Raw genomic sequence first — 18784 nt, forward strand, 5'->3', positions numbered from 1 at the left:
CGCGAGGAATGGGGTCTCCCCTGTTCGAGCGCAGCCGAGAACTTGGGGAAGTGCCAGGCGTCGCGGGCCCACGAAGATCGGCCGGACAGACCCTAGGCGGCCAGCTTCGCCAGTGCCGCGTCGATCCGCTCCAGTGAGCGCTCCCGGCCCAGGATCTGCAGGGACTCGAAGAGCGGCAGGCCGACCGTGCGGCCGGTGACCGCGACGCGGACGGGCGCCTGGGCCTTGCCGAGCTTCAGTCCGTGCTCCTCACCGGCCGCGAGCACGGCCGCCTTGAGCGCGTCGGGGCTGGTCCAGTCGGCGTCGGCGAGGCGGGCGCGGGCCGTGGTGAGCAGGGCCACCGGGTCGCCCTTCATCGCCTTCGCCCAGGACGCCTCGTCCTCGACCGGCCGGTCCAGGAAGAGGAAGTCCACATTGGCCGTGATGTCCGAGAGGACAGTGACGCGGGTCTGCGCGTACGGGGCGATGGCCTCCCACGCCGCCCGGTCGAAGTTCTCCTCCGGCCAGTTGGCGTGCGGGGCGCGCAGCCAGGGCGTGCATGCCTCTGTGAAGGACGCCACGTCCAGCAGCCGGATGTGGTCGGCGTTGATCGCCTCGGCCTTCTTGAGGTCGAAGCGGGCCGGGTTGCCGTTCACGTCCGCGATGTCGAACTTCTCGACCAGGTCGGCGAGCGAGAAGACGTCCTGGTCGGCCGAGAACGACCAGCCGAGGAGGGACAGGTAGTTGAGCAGCCCCTCGGGGAGGAAGCCCCGCTCGCGGTAGAGGTTGAGGGACGCCTCGGGGTCGCGCTTGGAGAGCTTCTTGTTGCCCTCCCCCATCACGTACGGCAGGTGGCCGAAGAGCGGGATCTCCTTGGCGGCGCCGATGTCGATCAGCGCCTTGTAGAGCGCGATCTGGCGCGGCGTCGAGGAGAGCAGGTCCTCGCCGCGCAGGACGTGCGTGATCTCCATCAGCGCGTCGTCGACCGGGTTGACGAGGGTGTAGAGCGGGGCGCCGTTGGCCCGGACGATGCCGTAGTCCGGCACGTTCTCCGGGGTGAAGGTCAGCTCGCCGCGGACCAGGTCGTCGAAGGTGATCGTCTCGTCGGGCATCCGGAAGCGGACGATGGAGGTGCGGCCCTCGGCCTTGTACTCCTCGATCTGCCCGGCGCTGAGGTCGCGGCAGTGGCCGTCGTACCCGGAGGGCCGGCCGGCCTTGCGGGCGGCGTCACGGCGCTCGTCGAGCTCGGCGGTGGTGCAGTAGCAGTCGTAGGCGTGGCCGGCGTCCTGGAGCCGCTTCGCGATGTCCGCGTAGATGTCCATGCGCTGCGACTGGCGGTACGGCGCGTGGGGGCCGCCCTTCTCGTCCGGCCCTTCGTCCCAGTCCAGGCCGAGCCAGCTCAGCGAGTCGAGCAGCTGGTGGTACGACTCCTCGGAGTCGCGGGCCGCGTCGGTGTCCTCGATGCGGAAGACCATGGTGCCGCCGGTGTGCCGGGCGAAGGCCCAGTTGAACAGGGCGGTACGGACCAGGCCCACATGGGGGTTGCCGGTCGGGGAGGGACAGAACCGTACGCGGGGGGTTGCCCCGGCCGGGGTGTTCGCGTTAGCCACGCTTGATCACCTTGTTGGTGAGAGTGCCGATGCCTTCGATGGAGACGGCGACCTCGTCGCCGACGTTGAGCGGTCCGACGCCCGCCGGGGTGCCGGTCAGGATGACGTCTCCGGGGAGCAGTGTCATGGCGTCGGAGATGTTGACGATCAGATCCGCGACGGAGTGGATCATCTCGCTGGTGCGGCCGAGCTGGCGCTGGGCTCCGTTGACCGTGGCCTGGATGGTCAGGTCGGACGGATCGAGGCCGGTCTCCACCCAGGGGCCGAGCGGGCAGGAGGTGTCGAAGCCCTTGGCCCTGGCCCACTGCTTCTCACGCTTCTGGACGTCGCGCGCGGTGACGTCGTTGGCGCAGGTGTAGCCGAAGACGACGTCCTTGACGCGGTCGTGCGGGACCTCACGGCACATCCGGCCGATCACCACGGCCAGTTCGGCCTCGTGGTGCAGCTCGCTGGAGAAGGAGGGGTACTCGATGGCGTCGCCCGAGCCGATCACCGATGTGGTGGGCTTGAGGAAGGCGAACGGCACGTCCGGGACCGCGTTGCCGAGTTCCGCCGCGTGGTCCGCGTAGTTGCGGCCGAAGGCCACGACCTTGTTGGGGAGCACGGGGGGCAGCAGCCGGACCTTGCTCAGCGGCACCTTGACACCGGAGAGCTCGAAGTCGGAGTACGGGATGCCCTTGATGATGTCGAGGACGAGGTCACCCGAGGGATCGGAGCCCTCGCCCTCGACCACGCCGAAGGCGACATTGCCGTCGATGGAGAATCTGGCGATGCGCACGAGTGCTGTCGCCCCTCACTTACTGGCTGGAGTTCTGACGCTCCAGGCTAACGCGGGTGGCGGGGGCCGCACCGCGACGACCTCGCCTCACTCGGCGGCGGTGACCTGCGGTTGGACGGGCGCTTCCATCAGGACGGTGCGGCGCGGGTTGGCGGTCACGGCCGGCAGGGTCGCGGCGTGCTCCGGCTGCTCGGGGCGGTGCAGCTGGCCGGCGTCCGTGAGGTGGGCGAGCGTGGTGCGGCGGGGGTTGGCAATGTTGCGGGACAACGTCGTCGTCTTCATCTGTTCGTGAGGCCCTGTCGGTCGGGCGCCGCCGGGGCGCCGGTTGTCGGATTCGCCATCCCTGTAAAGCATCAGGCTAAACATCTGATTCCCCGGGGAAGCGCGGGGCCGACAACGATCTAGGTGTGAGTTTGCTCACGAATTGACTGGCATTTGGGACATTACGGGCCGTCAACGCCCCTTCAGTAAGCGGACATTACCGGTGTGAACCGTTCATTCCGCCCCTGATCATCGCGACTGGGACACCCCTGACGCGTAAGTGGTACGTAAACAAAAGTCCGATTCATCCGGGCTGAATTTCTACACCAGGTGATTCGGTGCTCACACCGTGTCAATCACGTCACAGCCCTGTACTCGGGCCTTGTTGGAGATCCGTCCCTGTGCTGGAATTCCACGCACTGCCGCGCAGTCTTTGTGAAAACACAGGCAGGCCGGCGCACGAAGGGCGCGACGCAGCGCCGAGTGGCGGCGGTAAAGGGGGAGAACACGCCGGTCACTGACGACCACCATGGGGCGCGCCGCGCCCCACAACTCGACACCGTTCCGCCGCCTGTGCGGGGGAACGCCTGGTCCAGAGGTTGCGACGCTAGTGCAGGGACGTTTCAAGAGGGATGGCACGGGGTCACCCCAGGCCCGCCAGGGTCGAGGGGAAGCCGCGGCTGAACAGGAGCCTCGCGGCGGAGCCGACCGCGGTTCCTCGGCCCAGCACGCCCAGACTCCCCCGACCCCCCAGAAGCAGGGACCGGAACCGGCCGGCGGTGAGTCCAGGGCGACGCCCCAGGCCAAACCGAAGTCCAAGGGCCCGTCCGGCACGGGCTCGCGGATGGCCCTGCGCAACTGGCGCATCAGTACCAGGCTGGTCTCCCTGCTGGCGCTGCCCGTCGTCGCCGCGACCACCCTCGGTGGTCTGCGGATCAACGACTCGCTGGACAAGATGCAGCAGCTGGACCACATGCAGCTGCTCACCCAGATGACCAAGCAGGCGACCGAGCTGGCCGCCGCGCTCCAGGAGGAGCGCGACAAGTCCGCCGGTCCGCTGTCGCACGGTGCCAAGGCCAACGACTTCAACGTCGAGGAGCCCCGCAAGAAGACCGACCTCGCCGACCAGGCGTTCCTGGCGGGCACCGCGGACTTCGACAGTGCGAAGCGCGACGACTCGATCGAGTCGATCCGCGGCAGCCTCCGGGGCATCGCCACCAAGCTGACCCGTCTCAAGGCCATCCGGGCCGACGCGTACCAGGGCAAGGCCACCACCTCGCAGACGGTCAACGAGTACAGCGAGCTGATCGACTCGCTGCTCGGCCTCTCCCAGGACATGGCCCAGGCGACCGCCAACCCCGAGATGATCAAGCGGACCCGTGCCCTGGCTGCCTTCTCCTCCGCGAAGGAGTACGCGTCGATCCAGCGGGCGGTCATCGCCGCCGCACTGCCGACGAGCAACAAGGGCCACGGCCACCTGGAGGAGAGCGACCGGCTCTTCGCCAAGTCCGCCATGCAGAGCGAGGAGGACGAGCTCAAGTCCTTCAAGCTGGTCTACGCGGGCAACGCGGCGGACCTGACCGCGCCGCTGGACACCGGCAACCCGGAGATCACCGCCGCCAACCTGTACGCGAAGCACGTCCTGGAGAACAAGAGCGGTCTGGACAGCCAGGCCCCGCGTTCGTACAAGGACTGGTACGACGCGGACAGCAACCGCATCACGGCCATGAAGACCATCGAGGCCACGCTGCTCGGCGAGATGGAGCAGAAGGCCCGCGAGCTGCGCAACGACGCCGAGCGCGAGGCGATCATCAACGCCGCGCTCATCGTGCTGGTGCTCGGTGTCTCACTGGTCGGCGCCTACGTCGTGGCCCGGTCCATGATCCGTTCGCTGCGGCGGCTGCAGGACACCGCGACCAAGGTCGCGAGCGAGCGCCTTCCCGAGCTGGTCAAGCAGCTCTCCGAGACCGACCCGCAGGACGTCGACACCTCCGTGGAGTCCGTCGGTGTGCACAGCCGGGACGAGATCGGAAAGGTCGCCACGGCCTTCGACGACGTGCACCGCGAGGCCGTCCGGCTCGCCTCCGAGCAGGCCATGCTGCGGGGCAACGTCAACGCGATGTTCACCAACCTCTCGCGCCGCAGCCAGGGCCTCATCCAGCGCCAGCTCTCGCTCATCTCCGAGCTGGAGTCCCGCGAGGCGGACCCGGACCAGCTGTCCTCGCTCTTCAAGCTCGACCACCTCGCGACCCGTATGCGACGCAACGGTGAGAACCTCCTGGTCCTCGCCGGTGAGGAGCCCGGCCGCCGGTGGACCCGCCCGGTGCCGCTGGTCGACGTGCTCCGCGCCGCCGCGTCCGAGGTGGAGCAGTACGAACGCATCGAGCTGGCCGCGGTGCCCGCGACCGAGGTCGCCGGACGCGTCGTCAACGACCTCGTGCACCTGCTCGCCGAGCTGCTCGAAAACGCCACGTCGTTCTCGTCGCCGCAGACCAAGGTCCGCGTGACCGGTCACGCGCTGCCCGACGGACGGGTGCTCGTCGAGATCCACGACACCGGTATCGGCCTCTCCCCCGAGGACCTCGCCGCGATCAACGAGCGGCTCGCTTCGCCGCCCACCGTGGACGTCTCCGTCTCCCGGCGCATGGGTCTGTTCGTGGTCGGCCGGCTCTCGCTGCGCCACGGCATCCGTATCCAGCTCCGTCCCTCCGACTCCGGTGGTACGACCGCGCTGGTCATGCTGCCCGTCGATGTCGCCCAGGGCGGCAAGAAGGCTCCGGCCAAGCCGGGTGTGCCCGGTGGCCAGCAGCCGCAGGGGCAGCTGGGGCAGTCGCAGCAGCGCCAGGGGCAGTCCCCGTCTCCGCAGAACGCGGGCGTCCCGGGCCGCACCGGTGCGGGTGCCGCCGCGGGCGCGGGCGCTGGTGCTCCTCGCGGTCAGGTCTCCGGCCCGGGGCCGCGCGCCGCGCTGCCCTCCCGCGACGGCGACCGTTCGATCCAGCCCGGAGGCCCCCGCCAGCAGGGTCAGCCGCAGGGCGGTTCCGCGCCCGCACCGTCGGTGAACGCCTTCGGCGCGGGGGCACCCATGCCGCGCCGGGGCGCCCAGGGCGGCCGCGGCGGCCCCGGCGATGCTCCGGGGCACGGCAATGGTCCGCAGCGCCCGCAGCAGCCCGGGGACGGTATGTTCCAGCCCCCGGCCGGACGTCAGCAGCAGCTGCCGCCCACCGGCGGCCCGCGCGCGGAGCTGCCGGGTGGCAACCCCGTACCGCAGGCCCGCGGCCCGCAGTCGCCGCAGGACCCGCAGCAGCCGCAGAACCCCCGGCAGCCGCAGACTCCGCAGCGTTCGCAGAGCACCAGCTGGGGCAATGAGCTGCCGCAGCGGGGGGCGCAGGACCAGCCGCGCGGACACGAGGAGCCGGACTCCGGCGCCTTCGGTGCCGGCGCGGGCTCCGGTGCGAACAGCACGAACGGCTCCGGCATCAGCGCCTCGGGCGCCCAGTACCGCCAGCCGATGCGCCCGCTGCGCCAGTCCGGCGAACGCTCACCGGCGGACGACCTCTTCGCGGGGCGCCCGGCCGGCAACGGCCCGAGCGGCAACGGTCCGGGCAACAGCCCGGCCGGCAACGACCCGTTCGGCGGCAACGCGTTCGGCAACGACCCCTTCGGTACCGGCCGGCAGACCGACGACCGGCTCTCCGCCGAGCGCCAGGGGCCGGGCTCCACCGCCGAGTTCCAGCGTCCGGACTTCAACGGCCCGCCGCCCGGGAACACCGGCCGGTTCGAGCGTGCCGATGTCTTCGAGCGTCCGGATGTCCGCGGCCCGCGGCGTCCGCAGATACCCCAGACGCCGCAGACGCCCCAGATACCCCAGTCGCCGCAGACACCGCAGCAGGACGGCGGCCCGTTCCGGGGCGGCCCGTTCCAGGACGAGCGGTCCCCCCAGGACCCGTTCCAGGGCGACCCGTTCCAGGGCGACCGGTACCAGGACTCCCCGCAGCAGGGCGCCCCCTACCAGGACCGGCAGCAGCAGCCGCAGGACCCGGCGTCCACGGCGCAGTTCCCGCGAGCCGAGCTCTCGGACTTCGGGGCTTTCGACCCGCCCCGTCCGCAGGCCCCTTCGGAGCCTTCCGGCGGCGCCCCGAACCAGCGCGGCGACGCGGACTTCGGCGCCCCGCGCCCGCCCGCGCCGCAGAGCCTCCCCGCGCAGCCGCAGTACGACGCGCTGCCGCCGGCGGCCGACCCCGGCGACGGGCGCACCCCGCTCTACGACACCCTGGAGACCAACTGGTTCCACGGCGCGCAGTCCGCGAGGAACGCCCAGCCGCAGGAACCGGCCGCTCCGCAGCAGCCCGAGCCGGCCGCGCAGCCCAGTGACCCGATGGCGCAGACCGCCCCCGGCAGCAACTGGCGGGCGTCGCCCAACGACGAACTCGTACGGCAGGCCGAGCGGGCTAAGAAGCCCGCCGCCGGTGGTGTCACCACATCCGGTCTGCCCCGGCGCGTGCCGCGCGCCAATCTGGTGCCCGGCACCGCACAGCAGCAGGCCCACCAGGCCGGTCCGCAGGTTTCGCGTGCGCCCGACGACGTACGCGGCCGGCTGACCAACCTCCGGCGTGGCATCCAACAGGGTCGCCAGGCCGGAACCGGCCCCTCTCACCAGCAGGAGCACTAGTTGAGTCCGATGAGCCAGGCGGCGCAGAATCTGAACTGGTTGATCACGAACTTCGTGGACAACACCCCAGGGGTTTCCCACACCGTGGTGGTCTCGGCCGACGGGCTTCTGCTGGCCATGTCCGAAGGCTTTCCGCGTGACCGTGCCGACCAGCTGGCGGCCGTAGCCTCCGGGCTGACCTCGCTCACCGCGGGGGCCTCCCGGATCTTCGAAGGCGGCGAAGTCGCCCAGACCGTGGTGGAGATGGAGCGCGGCTTCCTCTTCCTCATGTCGGTCTCGGACGGCTCCTCGCTCGCCGTGCTCTCCCACCCGGACTGCGACATCGGTCTGGTCGGGTACGAGATGGCCCTGCTCGTCGACCGGGCGGGCAGCGTGCTCACCCCGGACCTGCGGGCCGAACTCCAGGGGAGCCTGCTCCACTAGACACGTCCCCCACAGGTTCAGCCCGTACGTTCATCAACCACCGTCCCGGCCGCATCCCGCCCCCCACCGGCCCAGTCAGACGGCACTCGGACTCATCGCTGTCACGCCCGGAGGATCCATGACCCCGCCCCCCGCCTCGCACGATCCGTACGGCGTGCTGCACGACGCGTCGTACGACAGTGAGGGCGACCAGCCACTGGTACGTCCGTACGCCATGACCGGCGGCCGGACCAGGCCCCGCTACCAGCTCGCCATAGAGGCGCTGGTCAGCACCACGGCCGACCCGGTGCACCTCGCGGGCCTGCTCCCCGAGCACCAGCGGATCTGCCATCTGTGCCGTGAGGTCAAGTCGGTGGCCGAGGTGTCGGCGCTGCTCTCGATGCCGCTGGGGGTGGCGCGGATCCTCGTGGCCGACCTGGCGGAGGCCGGCATGGTGGCGATCCACCAGCCGGGCAACGGAGAGGCCGGCGGCACGCCGGACGTGACACTGCTCGAAAGGGTGCTCAGTGGACTTCGCAAGCTCTAGCAGCGCGCCGGCCAGATCGACCACTTCGGCGAAGATCGTGGTGGCAGGGGGCTTCGGCGTGGGCAAAACCACGTTCGTCGGCGCCGTCTCGGAGATCAACCCGCTGCGTACCGAGGCCGTCATGACGTCCGCTTCGGCGGGCATCGACGACCTCACACACACCGGGGACAAGACCACCACCACGGTGGCCATGGACTTCGGACGCATCACCCTCGACCAGGACCTCATCCTCTACCTGTTCGGCACCCCAGGACAGGACCGCTTCTGGTTCATGTGGGACGACCTCGTACGCGGCGCCATCGGCGCCGTCGTCCTCGTCGACACCCGCCGCCTTTCCGACTGCTTCCCCGCCGTCGACTACTTCGAAAACTCAGGACTCCCCTTCGTCATCGCCCTCAACGGCTTCGACGGACACCAGCCCTACACCCCCGACGAAGTACGCGAAGCCCTCCAGATCGGCCCCGACACCCCCATCCTCACCACCGACGCACGACACCGCGCAGATGCAAAGAGCGGACTCATCACGCTCGTCGAGCACGCACTGATGGCACGTCTCAAGTAGTCATCCGGCTACGGCAGTTGCCGTAGCCGATCTGGGGCGGACTGTGGGCTTTGACACGATCCGCCCCCATGTTCATAACGTTTCGACAGAGAATTCACCGACTGCGGACACCCGTTGCATCCGCACGGTGCCGCTCTGCACACAGCGGTCTCTGCTTTTGGCGCCGCTCGCTCTTTTTGACCGTTTTATCTGAGGCATACGCCACTCGGTGCGGCGGGTTCCAGCTGTTTGGAGCCACGCCGCCCGACGTGCTGGAATTCGGCGAACTCCCGAGTAGGACCGTCTCCGTTCGACGGCCGGTCCGAGTACGGCTCTGAACGATGGACGGCACACCGCAGGTGCCGACGCCGAGAGGTTGTTGGTCGAGTGAGGCGAAGCAGGAAGAGCTCCGCGGCGGAGCAGAAGCGGGGGAACTTCACGCCGCCGTCGCAGTCGGCGGCGTCTCCTGCCGACCGTTCCGCGGCCGCTGTCCGCGGCGCCGGGAAGCGCGGCGGCCGGCTGTCGCCGCCGAACTGGCGCGTGCCCACGAAGCTCAACGCCATTCTGCTGATCCCGGTCGTCGTCGGCCTGGTCATGGGCTCGTTCCAGGTGAAGAGCTCGATCACTACCTGGAATGACGCACGGGACGCCGAACGGGTTGCACTCGTCGTACGGGCAGCTTCGGCGTACAGCGAGAGGCTGCTTGAGGAGCGCGACACCACTGCGGAGCCGCTGCTCTCCAACAAGCGCACCGGCAACATCACCGTCAAGGACGCCTACCGCCGCACCGACGAGGCCGCCAGGTCCTTCGACACCGCGGTGAAGAAGCTGCCGAGGACCAGGGGTCTGGAGCGCCGGCTCCAGCTCTTCCGCAAGGAGGAGCCCACCCTCGGCACGCTGCGCAAGACCGCGTACACCGAGGCGATGGACCCGGTGAAGACCGAAGAGGGCTACGTCAGGGTCCAGCACTCGCTGATGGAGTTCTCCAATGAACTCGGTCTCGGCACGGGCAACATCACCAGCTACGGCCGCACGGTCTACGCGATCCAGCTGGCCCAGGCAGCAGAATCGCTTCAGCGCTCCATCGGTACGCATCTGCTGGTACGCCCGAGCCAGGACCCCGCGACCTTCCAGGCGCAGGTCGTCGCGTTCAACTCGTACAACTACCTGGAACAGATCGCCCTCCAGGAGTACCTCTCCGGCGGCACCGAGGAGGACGCGGCCGGTCTGAAGCGGTCGATGGCCGACCAGGCCGCCGCCGCCAAGGGCTATGCCGCCCGCGACAAGAAGGCGGCGGCCGGGTCGAAGAAGCACTATGTGACCCCGCCGTCCAAGGGCGGGTCGATGTTCGACGGCATCGCGGCCGAGATCGGCAGGGGCCGGACGCCTGCGGCGCTGAAGGCCAAGGGCATCGACGCGGAGTCCTGGGCCATCGCGGCGGGCACCCGGTTCAACGGCTACAGCACGGTCGAGAAGAACCTGGTCGACAAGGCGGTCGGCGATGCGGCGTCCATCTCGCACGACGCGAAGAACGACGCCATCACCAACGGCGCCGTCGTCCTGGTCGCCCTGCTGGTCGCCTTCGTCCTGGCCGGGATGATGGCCCGCCAGATGAGCCGGGCCATGCGCCGGCTGCGCACCGCCGCCTTCGGAGTGGCCGAGCAACGCCTGCCGATGCTCGTCGACCAGCTCTCGCGTACGGAGCCGGGCCGGGTGGACACCCGGGTCGAGCCCATCCCGATCCACACCCGGGACGAGATCGGCGAGGTGGCACGGGCCTTCGACCAGGTGCACCGCGAGGCCGTCAGGCTCGCGTCCGAGCAGGCCATGCTCCGGGGCAACGTCAACGCGATCTTCACCAACCTCTCGCGGCGCAACCAGTCGCTCATCGAGGGCCAGCTGACCCTGATCACCGATCTGGAGAACAACGAGGCCGAGCCCGAGCAGCTGGAGAGCCTCTTCAGGCTCGACCACCTCGCGACCCGGATGCGGCGCAACGGCGAGAACCTTCTCGTCCTGGCGGGCGAGGAGCCGGGGCGGCGCTGGAACCAGCCGGTCCCGCTGGTCGATGTGCTCAGGGCCGCCTCGTCCGAGGTGGAGTCGTACGAGCGCATCGAGCTGACCGGGGTCCCCGAGACCGACATCCACGGGCAGTCCGTCACCGACCTGGTGCATCTGCTCGCCGAGCTGCTTGAGAACGCCACCACGTTCTCCTCTCCGCAGACCAAGGTGCGCGTCGCGGCGACCCGGCTGCCGGACGGCCGGGTGATGATCGAGATCCATGACAAGGGCATCGGCCTCACCGCCGAGGACTTCGCGGACATCAACCACAAGCTGGCCAACCCGCCGACCGTGGACGCGGCGATCTCGCAGCGTATGGGGCTGTTCGTGGTCGGGCGTCTCGCCGACCGGCACGGCGTACGCGTCCAGCTGCGCCCCTCGGGCGAGCAGGCGGGCACCACATCGCTGGTCATGCTCCCCGACGCCATCACCCACGGCGGGGGCGGCGATCCGCTGCCGTCGGACGACTTCAGCGTCTCCTCGATCATTCCGGAGCAGCAAAGGGACCAGCAGTCGTTCCCACCGGCTCCGCAGCGCACGGCGGCCGAACTCGGCTTCGACGACGCCCGTTACGGTGACGGCGGGCCGCGCCGCCTCGACCCGGTCAACCGCTCGCTGCTGCGCGAGGAGCGCCGCGCGGCGCTGGAGGGCGGGCACGAGGCCGACGGCAGGCCGCTCTTCCGCGACGAGGTGCCGGGGCAGGGCCAGCAGTACGGGCAGGGGCAGTTCCCGGACCAGCAGCAGTACGGGCAGGGCCGGTATCCGCAGCAGGAGCACCCGGCGCAGTACGGCAACGGCTCTGCACAGTACGGCCAGGAGCCGCGGTACGACAGCGCGTTCGAGCAGTCGTCCCCGCAGGGCGACTGGGCTGGTCAGGCCACGTACCAGAGCGGTTTCGGGTCGGTCTACCAGCCGGAGGCGGATTCTGTACAGGGCGCTCCCGCAGCCGCTTCCGAGCGCGTAGGCTTCGACCGTCCGGGACCGTCTCCGAGCACCTCACACGAACTGACCGACGCCGGCCTTCCCCGCCGCGGCGGTCAGCAGGTCCCGAAGGCGGCCCCCGGAGCACAGCAGTCCGGCCAGCAGCACTCCGGTCAGCAGCAGGGCCGGCCGTGGTCCGGGCAGCAGCAGTCCGGTCAGGGAACTTCCGGTCCGTCCCAGGCCGGAGAGCAGGATCCAGCGGAGCGGAACGACGGGGAGGAGAACGGGGAGAGCAGCCGGCCGGACGACTGGCGTTCGTCGAACGACGAGCGCTGGCAGCGGGCGGACCAGCTGCGCGAGCCGAAAGCGGGCGGGGTCACCCCCTCCGGTCTCCCCCGGCGGGTGCCCAAGGCCAACCTGGTCGAGGGCAAGGCTGAGCAGACCCCGCAGGGCGGCCCCCAGGTCTCCCGCGCACCCGAGGACGTCCGGGGCAGGTTGAGCAATCTGCGCCGCGGTGTCCTGCGGGGGCGCAACGAAGGTAGTGACACGAACGGTCAGGCCACCGGGAATCACCACGGCGGTCCTGACAGCACCTACAACCAGGAGCGTTAGTGTGAGCCCGATGAGCCAGGCGGCGCAGAACCTGAACTGGTTGATCACCAACTTCGTGGACAACACCCCCGGGGTGTCCCACACAGTGGTGGTCTCCGCCGACGGACTCCTTCTGGCGATGTCCGAGGGGTTCCCGCGTGACCGTGCCGACCAGCTGGCGGCCGTAGCCTCCGGGCTGACCTCGCTCACCGCGGGGGCGTCCCGGATCTTTGAGGGCGGTCATGTCAACCAGACCGTCGTGGAGATGGAGCGCGGCTTCCTCTTCATCATGTCCGTCTCCGACGGCTCCTCGCTCGCCGTCCTCGCCCACCCCGAGGCCGACATCGGTCTGGTGGGTTACGAGATGGCCCTTCTGGTGGACCGCGCGGGCAGTGTGCTGACCCCGGATCTCCGTGCCGAACTGCAGGGCAGTCTTCTCAACTAGCAAACAGACAGTGCGTTTCTCGCCACCGCGCCATAGGGTGCGGTGGCGCGGCTCCACAGGAACAGCGACGGGCAGTCGGAGGAGGAAACGTGGCAACACCCCCAGGCGGTCACCCTTACTACGGTGAACAGCAGGTTCCGGACGAGTTCGACCGGACCCGTTTCGGCTTTCCCTCCACGCCGGGCAGACACGGCACACAGCCCCACCAGCAGCCGCAGCCCCCGTCGCCGTACGACGAGCCGCCGCGCATCCAGCCGGTGCAGCCGCACTGGACGCCGCAGCAGCAGCCCGACCCGGCCCCGGCCGCCCACAATCCCCTGGTGCGGCCGTACGCCATGACCGGCGGCCGGACCAGGCCGCGGTACCAGCTCGCCATCGAGGCACTGGTCAGTACCACGGCGGAACCGTCACAGCTGCAAGGGCAGTTGCCCGAGCACCAGCGGATCTGCCGGCTCTGTGTCGAGATCAAGTCTGTTGCCGAGATCTCGGCTCTTCTTACGATTCCTCTCGGCGTCGCCCGGATCCTCGTCGCCGATCTGGCGGAGGCCGGGCTCGTCGCCATCCATCAGCCCGGCGGCGACGATGCCGCCGGCGGCCAGCCAGACGTGACACTGCTCGAAAGGGTGCTCAGTGGACTTCGCAAGCTCTAGCGGCGGTGCAGCCCGCTCCACTACCTCCGCGAAGATCGTGGTGGCAGGGGGCTTCGGCGTGGGCAAAACCACGTTCGTCGGCGCCGTCTCGGAGATCAACCCGCTGCGTACCGAGGCCGTCATGACGTCCGCTTCGGCGGGCATCGACGACCTCACACACACCGGGGACAAGACCACCACCACGGTGGCCATGGACTTCGGACGCATCACCCTCGACCAGGACCTCATCCTCTACCTGTTCGGCACCCCAGGACAGGACCGCTTCTGGTTCATGTGGGACGACCTCGTACGCGGCGCCATCGGCGCCGTCGTCCTCGTCGACACCCGCCGTCTCGCCGACTGCTTCCCCGCCGTCGACTACTTCGAAAACTCAGGACTCCCCTTCGTCATCGCCCTCAACGGCTTCGACGGACACCAGCCCTACACCCCCGACGAAGTACGCGAAGCCCTCCAGATCGGCCCCGACACCCCCATCCTCACCACCGACGCACGACACCGCGCGGACGCGAAGAGCGCGCTGATCACGCTCGTCGAGCACGCACTGATGGCACGTCTGCGTTAGGTCCTGGTCCCGGGCCGTCCCCGGTAGTACAGCTCGCACAGCGGAAAGGCCCGCACCCTCCGGAGAGAGGGTGCGGGCCTTCGCTGTGGGCGGGTACCGGCGGGCCGGTTCAGCCCTGCCAGGAGTGCGGGCTCAGCCCTGCCAGGAGTGCGGGGCCCGGAAGCCCCGGGAGCGCTCCAGGCGGCGCCAGCCCGCCGTGGTGGAGCGCGGGTGCGCCGGGGCCTCGGGGCGGCTGCCTGCGCGGGCCAGCAGGATCGCGGTGATCGCGGCCAGCTCCTCCGGCTCCGCGTGGCCCTTCTCGACGCGGAGCAGCGATGCGGCGGCGGTGGGAGTACTCAAGGTGTTTCCCCTTACTGAGACGGGCCGGGACGTGCCGGAAGTGAGCTGGGAGAGGTACGGCGGGCGCCTACTGCGGCGGGTTGCCGTGCTTGCGGGAGGGAAGGTCGGCGTGCTTGGTCCGCAGCATCGCGAGTGAGGCGATGAGGACCTCGCGGGTCTCGGCCGGGTCGATGACATCGTCCACGAGCCCGCGCTCGGCCGCGTAGTACGGGTGCATCAGCTCGGCCTTGTACTCCTTGACCATCTTCTGGCGCATCGCGTCCGGGTCCTCGGCCTCCGCGATCTGCTTGCGGAAGATGACGTTGGCCGCGCCCTCGGCGCCCATCACCGCGATCTCGTTGGTCGGCCAGGCGTAGGTGAGGTCGGCGCCGATGGACTGGGAGTCCATGACGATGTACGCGCCCCCGTACGCCTTGCGCAGGATCAGCGAGATCCGGGGCACCGTCGCGTTGCAGTACGCGTACAGCAGCTTGGCGCCGTGGCGGATGATCCCGCCGTGCTCCTGGTCCACACCCGGCAGGAATCCGGGCACGTCCAGGAGGGTGACGATCGGGATGTTGAACGCGTCGCACATCTGGACGAAGCGGGCGGCCTTCTCGGACGCCTCGATGTCCAGGACGCCCGCCAGGGACTGCGGCTGGTTCGCCACGATGCCGACGACCTGGCCGTCGAGCCGGGCCAGGGCGCAGATGATGTTGCGCGCCCAGCGCTCGTGGACCTCCAGGTAGTCGCCGTCGTCGACGAGCTCCTCGATGACCTGGTGCATGTCGTAGGGGCGGTTGCCGTCGGCCGGCACCAGGTCGAGCAGCCGCTCCGAGCGGCGCTCGGCCGGGTCGTCGCTGGGGTGCGAGGGCGGGTTCTCGCGGTTGTTCGAGGGCAGCATCGAGATGAGGTAGCGGACCTCGGCGATGCAGGTCTCCTCGTCGTCGTACGCGAAGTGGCACACCCCGGAGGTCTCGGCGTGCACATCGGCGCCGCCGAGACCGTTCTGGGTGATCTCCTCGCCGGTCACCGCACGCACCACGTCGGGGCCCGTGATGAACATCTGCGAGGTCTCGCGGACCATGAACACGAAGTCCGTCAGGGCGGGGCTGTAGGCCGCGCCGCCGGCGCACGGGCCGAGCATCACGCTGATCTGCGGGATCACGCCCGATGCCCGGGTGTTGCGCTGGAAGATCCCGCCGTATCCGGCGAGCGCCGAGACGCCCTCCTGGATACGGGCGCCCGCGCCGTCGTTCAGCGACACCAGCGGCGCACCCGCCGAGATCGCCATGTCCATGATCTTGTGGATCTTGGTGGCGTGAGCCTCGCCCAGCGCGCCGCCGAAGATCCGGAAGTCGTGTGCGTAGACGAAGACCGTCCGGCCCTCGACCGTGCCCCATCCGGTGATCACACCGTCGGTGTACGGCTTCTTCGCCTCCAGGCCGAATCCGGTCGCCCGGTGCCGGCGCAGCTGTTCGACCTCCTTGAACGAACCCGGGTCCACCAGGAGCTCGATGCGCTCGCGCGCGGTGAGCTTGCCCTTCGCGTGCTGGGTCTCGGTCGCTCGCTCGCTGGGCCCTCGCCTGGCCTGCTCGCGCAGCGCCAGCAGTTCGGCCACCCGTCCGCGTGCGTCGGTGGGCTCGCTCGCGGTCTCGTCCAAAACGGTCATGTTCCGACCCTACGAACTGCGCCAAGAAAATACGCAGTGGACTTCGCACAGTCTCCGGGCCAGTTTCCTGGCCGCCCTGGACAGAAGAGCCCGGCCGCGCAGCCCAAGTGCCAGCCCAGGACCACCCTGGATTGTGGAACCCCCACAAGAGTTCCAGGAGCGGTGCCTGGCGGACGGGAGCGCGGCCGGGGCCGGACGGCTCAGCCAAGGACGACCTCGCAGGCGTGTGTCGCGCCCGCCGTTCCCGGGGTGATCCGCAGCCGCAGCGCGTGGCCGGTCGAGATGACCTGTACGGAGGGATCGGCACTGGTCACCCGGCGTACCGGCTGTTTCCAGACGATCTCCACCGGCTTTCCGGTGCGCGGCGGCTCGCTGATGTGCAGGGTGGCGGTGTGCCGCTTGCTCCGCACCAGCACGCTCGACGGAGCGGATGCGGTGAGCGGGCCCACCGTACCCGCCTGCCAGAAGTTCGCCGCTGTCAGCCCCAGTGAGCGGACGGCGACCGCCTGCCGGGACGCCGTGTTGGCCAGTACCTCCAGCCAGCGGCGGTCGGCGGCGCGGGCCGCGAGCGTACGCCGGGAGGCCCCCGGCATCAGCAGATAGGCGTAGGAGGCGTCCACCGGGTCCGTACCGTGATCGAGCCAGAGGGTCTGGAAGGTGCGGGTCTGCTTCTCGGTCGAGCTGGTGGTGTTGATGTCGTGCCAGGCCCCGGTGCGGGCCTCGCGCCGGGTGTGCAGTGCGTCGGTGCCGCCGGGGAAGACCCAGCCGCCGTGCCCGGCGAGATGGGCCCAGTGCGGGCGGCGGCGGTCGTCCAGGGTGAACGCGCCTCTGCCGCCGGCTCCGAGGTTGCGGTTGTCGACCACGGTCTCGACCGGAACCCCGTCGGTGGCGGTGATCCCCGCGCCGAGGCAGATCACCGTGTCCGCGACGCAGAACCAGGACTTACGGGCCTGGAGCGTGGAGAGCAGCCCCTTCACATGCTGGCCGACGGCCGCGAACTCCCCGTCACTGGCCCCGCCCACCCACTGGACGGCGGGCTTGGCGGCGCCCCACTCCCCGCCCGCCTCGTCGGCAAGCCGCTTGGTCGACACGGTCGTCCCCGGCATCCGGTACGGGTCGACGGTGGGCCAGAACCAGTCCGTGTAGTGGTCGTTCGCCTGCTGCCCGGGCCACCAGTACAGCATTCCGGCGCCGGTGTGCCAGCCGTGCAGGTTCTCGCCGTTGCCGCACTCGTAGTACGAGATCCGCTCGGAGGACATCGAGATGTTCGCCGCCCAGCCGTGGCGGCGGTGCACCGCGCGGTCCATGGAGGCGAAGAGGCGGTGGGCGACCGGCTCGGGGGCCGCGGCCACCGGTGCGTGGGCGACCGCCGAGAGCCGGGAGAGGTCGGCGACACCGAACTGCGGCGAGGTGAGGATCGGTGTGGTGGTGTCCCGCTCGATCCAGCCCTTGATCATCGACTGCCAGCGCAGCCGCTCCGCGTCCGGCGCGCCGCCGGCTATCACCGCCATGGCGGCTATCAGCCCCTTGCCGTGGAAGTGGTCGCTGCGCATCACGTGCTGGTCGTCGGCGGCCAGGTAACCGCGGCTGACCGCACGCCCGTTGACGCTGTCCATGGCCAGGCCGTTGTAGATGATGGGCGCATAGGCGTTCTCGACACTGTCCAGGATGACCTGCCGGTTCGGGTCGGTGACGTCCCAGGTGGATCCGGCGAGCAGGGTGAAGAGCCGGCCGAGGCCGTCCAGCATGACCTGACCGTAGGTGCCCGAGTAGGCGATCGTCGTGTGCTGGATGAACGAGCCGTCGGGGTAGAGCCCGTCGCCCGTGGTGACGTACGGGAAGACGGGCGAGAGCGCGTCGCGGGCCAGCGCGATCTTCTCCGCGGAGCGGCCGTTCACGCCGCGCATGGCGACCGAGCGGCAGAGGTCGACCCGGTTGGCGCCGGTCGACGTACCGGAGTAGTCGGCGAGCACCGAGTCGGGGATGAAGTGGTCGACGGCGGCGCAGGCTGCCTGGATCTGCGTGTCGGTGAGGTGGTCGTAGAGGGCGGCCACCAGGTCCATCAGAAGCCGGGGGCTGCCGATCTGCCACTCCCACCAGTTGCCGTAGACCTTGGTGGCGGGGTGGTAGATCTTCGCCGAGAGATGGTCGATGCCGGTGATCACATCGGTGAGCAGTCCGGCGTCGCCGGTGAGTCCGGTGCCGTCCTGGAGGTACGCCTGGGTCATCGTCCACAGCCGGGTGTAGCTCTGGGTGATACCGGCCGGCGGGTCGAACGGGGAGTCCGGCCAGAGGGACTTGTCCGTCGGCGCCATCGACGCCCTTACCTGCGCGGCGAGTTGACCGGTGGCCTTCAGCCGGGAGGCGTACGGCTCGGCGGTCGCGTCGTAGCCGGAGCCGAGCGCGAGGTCCAGCCAGCGGCCGCGCAGTGTCGCGAACTCGTCGTCGGAGCCGGTGCCCGCGGCGGTGGCCGTCCGCCCCGTGGACGGCGCGGCCGGCGCGACCGGCGCGGCCGGGGCGGCGTTCGCGTACGGGACGGCCGTGAGGGTGAGCGCGCCGGCGCCCGCGGACGAGAGGAAGGCGCGGCGGGACCAGGGGGGCAGCGAGGGCACAGGGGACTCCCGGAAGAAGGGGGCGTGGGTCTGCTAACCGCTGGTGTAGCAGGGCCTCAACGGCCGGGCAATGGTCTGGACAACATGAACAGAAAGCGCTTGCCCCCGCTTGCTCCCGGATCACCGTGAACCGGGAGCAAGCGCTTTCCGCAACGGGCTCCGGCG

At 69.9% G+C, this 18784-nt stretch carries 14 protein-coding genes; 8 read left to right on the plus strand and 6 right to left on the minus strand.

The genetic code is table 11. From position 1 onward, the window contains the following. Positions 1 to 92: 92 nt before the first annotated feature. The 3 genes from gltX to ACWGKJ_RS34030 form a co-directional block, all read right to left on the minus strand. Positions 93 to 1589 (minus strand): glutamate--tRNA ligase, encoded by a 1497-nt coding sequence (gltX, locus tag ACWGKJ_RS34020; protein ID WP_385021603.1) that lies wholly within the window; start codon positions 1587 to 1589, stop codon positions 93 to 95. Beyond that, positions 1582 to 2367 carry a fumarylacetoacetate hydrolase family protein gene (locus ACWGKJ_RS34025; protein ID WP_385021600.1) on the minus strand — a complete coding sequence of 262 codons (786 nt, stop codon included), beginning with the start codon at positions 2365 to 2367 and terminating at the stop codon, positions 1582 to 1584. The genes gltX and ACWGKJ_RS34025 overlap by 8 nt, the downstream gene beginning before the upstream one ends. 87 nt (positions 2368 to 2454) lie before the next feature. After that, positions 2455 to 2649, minus strand: coding sequence for a hypothetical protein (locus ACWGKJ_RS34030; RefSeq protein ID WP_385021597.1), 195 nt, complete (start codon positions 2647 to 2649; stop codon positions 2455 to 2457). 589 nt (positions 2650 to 3238) lie between these two features. Between ACWGKJ_RS34030 and ACWGKJ_RS34035 the strand changes: the two genes are divergently transcribed. The 8 genes from ACWGKJ_RS34035 (at position 3239) to ACWGKJ_RS34070 (ending at position 14017) form a co-directional block, all read left to right on the plus strand. Beyond that, positions 3239 to 7297 (plus strand): nitrate- and nitrite sensing domain-containing protein, encoded by a 4059-nt coding sequence (locus ACWGKJ_RS34035; RefSeq protein ID WP_453315901.1) that lies wholly within the window; start codon positions 3239 to 3241, stop codon positions 7295 to 7297. 9 nt (positions 7298 to 7306) lie between these two features. Continuing rightward, positions 7307 to 7720, plus strand: a complete 414-nt coding sequence (locus ACWGKJ_RS34040) for a roadblock/LC7 domain-containing protein (RefSeq protein ID WP_164260060.1) — start codon at positions 7307 to 7309, stop codon at positions 7718 to 7720. A 118-nt stretch (positions 7721 to 7838) separates the two neighbouring features. Continuing rightward, positions 7839 to 8246, plus strand: coding sequence for a DUF742 domain-containing protein (locus tag ACWGKJ_RS34045; RefSeq protein ID WP_164259976.1), 408 nt, complete (start codon positions 7839 to 7841; stop codon positions 8244 to 8246). Continuing rightward, positions 8227 to 8808: a GTP-binding protein gene (locus ACWGKJ_RS34050; RefSeq protein WP_385021590.1), complete on the plus strand. Its 582-nt coding sequence runs from the start codon at positions 8227 to 8229 to the stop codon at positions 8806 to 8808. The genes ACWGKJ_RS34045 and ACWGKJ_RS34050 overlap by 20 nt, the downstream gene beginning before the upstream one ends. A 366-nt stretch (positions 8809 to 9174) precedes the next feature. Further along, complete coding sequence (locus ACWGKJ_RS34055) at positions 9175 to 12381, plus strand: sensor histidine kinase (RefSeq protein ID WP_385021587.1); 3207 nt, start codon at positions 9175 to 9177, stop codon at positions 12379 to 12381. 10 nt (positions 12382 to 12391) lie between these two features. Then, on the plus strand, positions 12392 to 12805 hold the full coding sequence (locus ACWGKJ_RS34060) for a roadblock/LC7 domain-containing protein (RefSeq protein WP_164260062.1): 414 nt from the start codon (positions 12392 to 12394) through the stop codon (positions 12803 to 12805). An 89-nt stretch (positions 12806 to 12894) separates the two neighbouring features. Further along, on the plus strand, positions 12895 to 13455 hold the full coding sequence (locus tag ACWGKJ_RS34065; RefSeq protein ID WP_385021584.1) for a DUF742 domain-containing protein: 561 nt from the start codon (positions 12895 to 12897) through the stop codon (positions 13453 to 13455). After that, positions 13436 to 14017, plus strand: a complete 582-nt coding sequence (locus ACWGKJ_RS34070) for a GTP-binding protein (protein WP_014048542.1) — start codon at positions 13436 to 13438, stop codon at positions 14015 to 14017. Before ACWGKJ_RS34065 ends, ACWGKJ_RS34070 begins: the two co-directional genes overlap by 20 nt. 132 nt (positions 14018 to 14149) lie before the next feature. Here the strand turns inward: ACWGKJ_RS34070 and ACWGKJ_RS34075 are convergent, their stop codons facing one another. The 3 genes from ACWGKJ_RS34075 to ACWGKJ_RS34085 form a co-directional block, all read right to left on the minus strand. Further along, positions 14150 to 14356 carry an acyl-CoA carboxylase subunit epsilon gene (locus tag ACWGKJ_RS34075; RefSeq protein ID WP_385021581.1) on the minus strand — a complete coding sequence of 69 codons (207 nt, stop codon included), beginning with the start codon at positions 14354 to 14356 and terminating at the stop codon, positions 14150 to 14152. A 67-nt stretch (positions 14357 to 14423) separates the two neighbouring features. Then, positions 14424 to 16007, minus strand: coding sequence for an acyl-CoA carboxylase subunit beta (locus tag ACWGKJ_RS34080; RefSeq protein ID WP_385021578.1), 1584 nt, complete (start codon positions 16005 to 16007; stop codon positions 14424 to 14426). A 200-nt stretch (positions 16008 to 16207) separates the two neighbouring features. Then, complete coding sequence (locus ACWGKJ_RS34085) at positions 16208 to 18619, minus strand: polysaccharide lyase 8 family protein (protein WP_385021575.1); 2412 nt, start codon at positions 18617 to 18619, stop codon at positions 16208 to 16210. Between the last annotated feature and the right edge of the window lie 165 nt (positions 18620 to 18784).

Source organism: Streptomyces sp. NPDC054757 (assembly GCF_053612185.1).

Bases quoted from the DNA above. Each gene is read 5' to 3' on its own strand.
- ACWGKJ_RS34030 (WP_385021597.1), bottom strand. From the start codon at position 2,649: ATGAAGACGACGACGTTGTCCCGCAACATTGCCAACCCCCGCCGCACC.
- ACWGKJ_RS34040 (WP_164260060.1), top strand. From the start codon at position 7,307: ATGAGCCAGGCGGCGCAGAATCTGAACTGGTTGATCACGAACTTCGTG.
- ACWGKJ_RS34045 (WP_164259976.1), top strand. From the start codon at position 7,839: ATGACCCCGCCCCCCGCCTCGCACGATCCGTACGGCGTGCTGCACGAC.
- ACWGKJ_RS34060 (WP_164260062.1), top strand. From the start codon at position 12,392: ATGAGCCAGGCGGCGCAGAACCTGAACTGGTTGATCACCAACTTCGTG.
- ACWGKJ_RS34080 (WP_385021578.1), bottom strand. From the start codon at position 16,007: ATGACCGTTTTGGACGAGACCGCGAGCGAGCCCACCGACGCACGCGGA.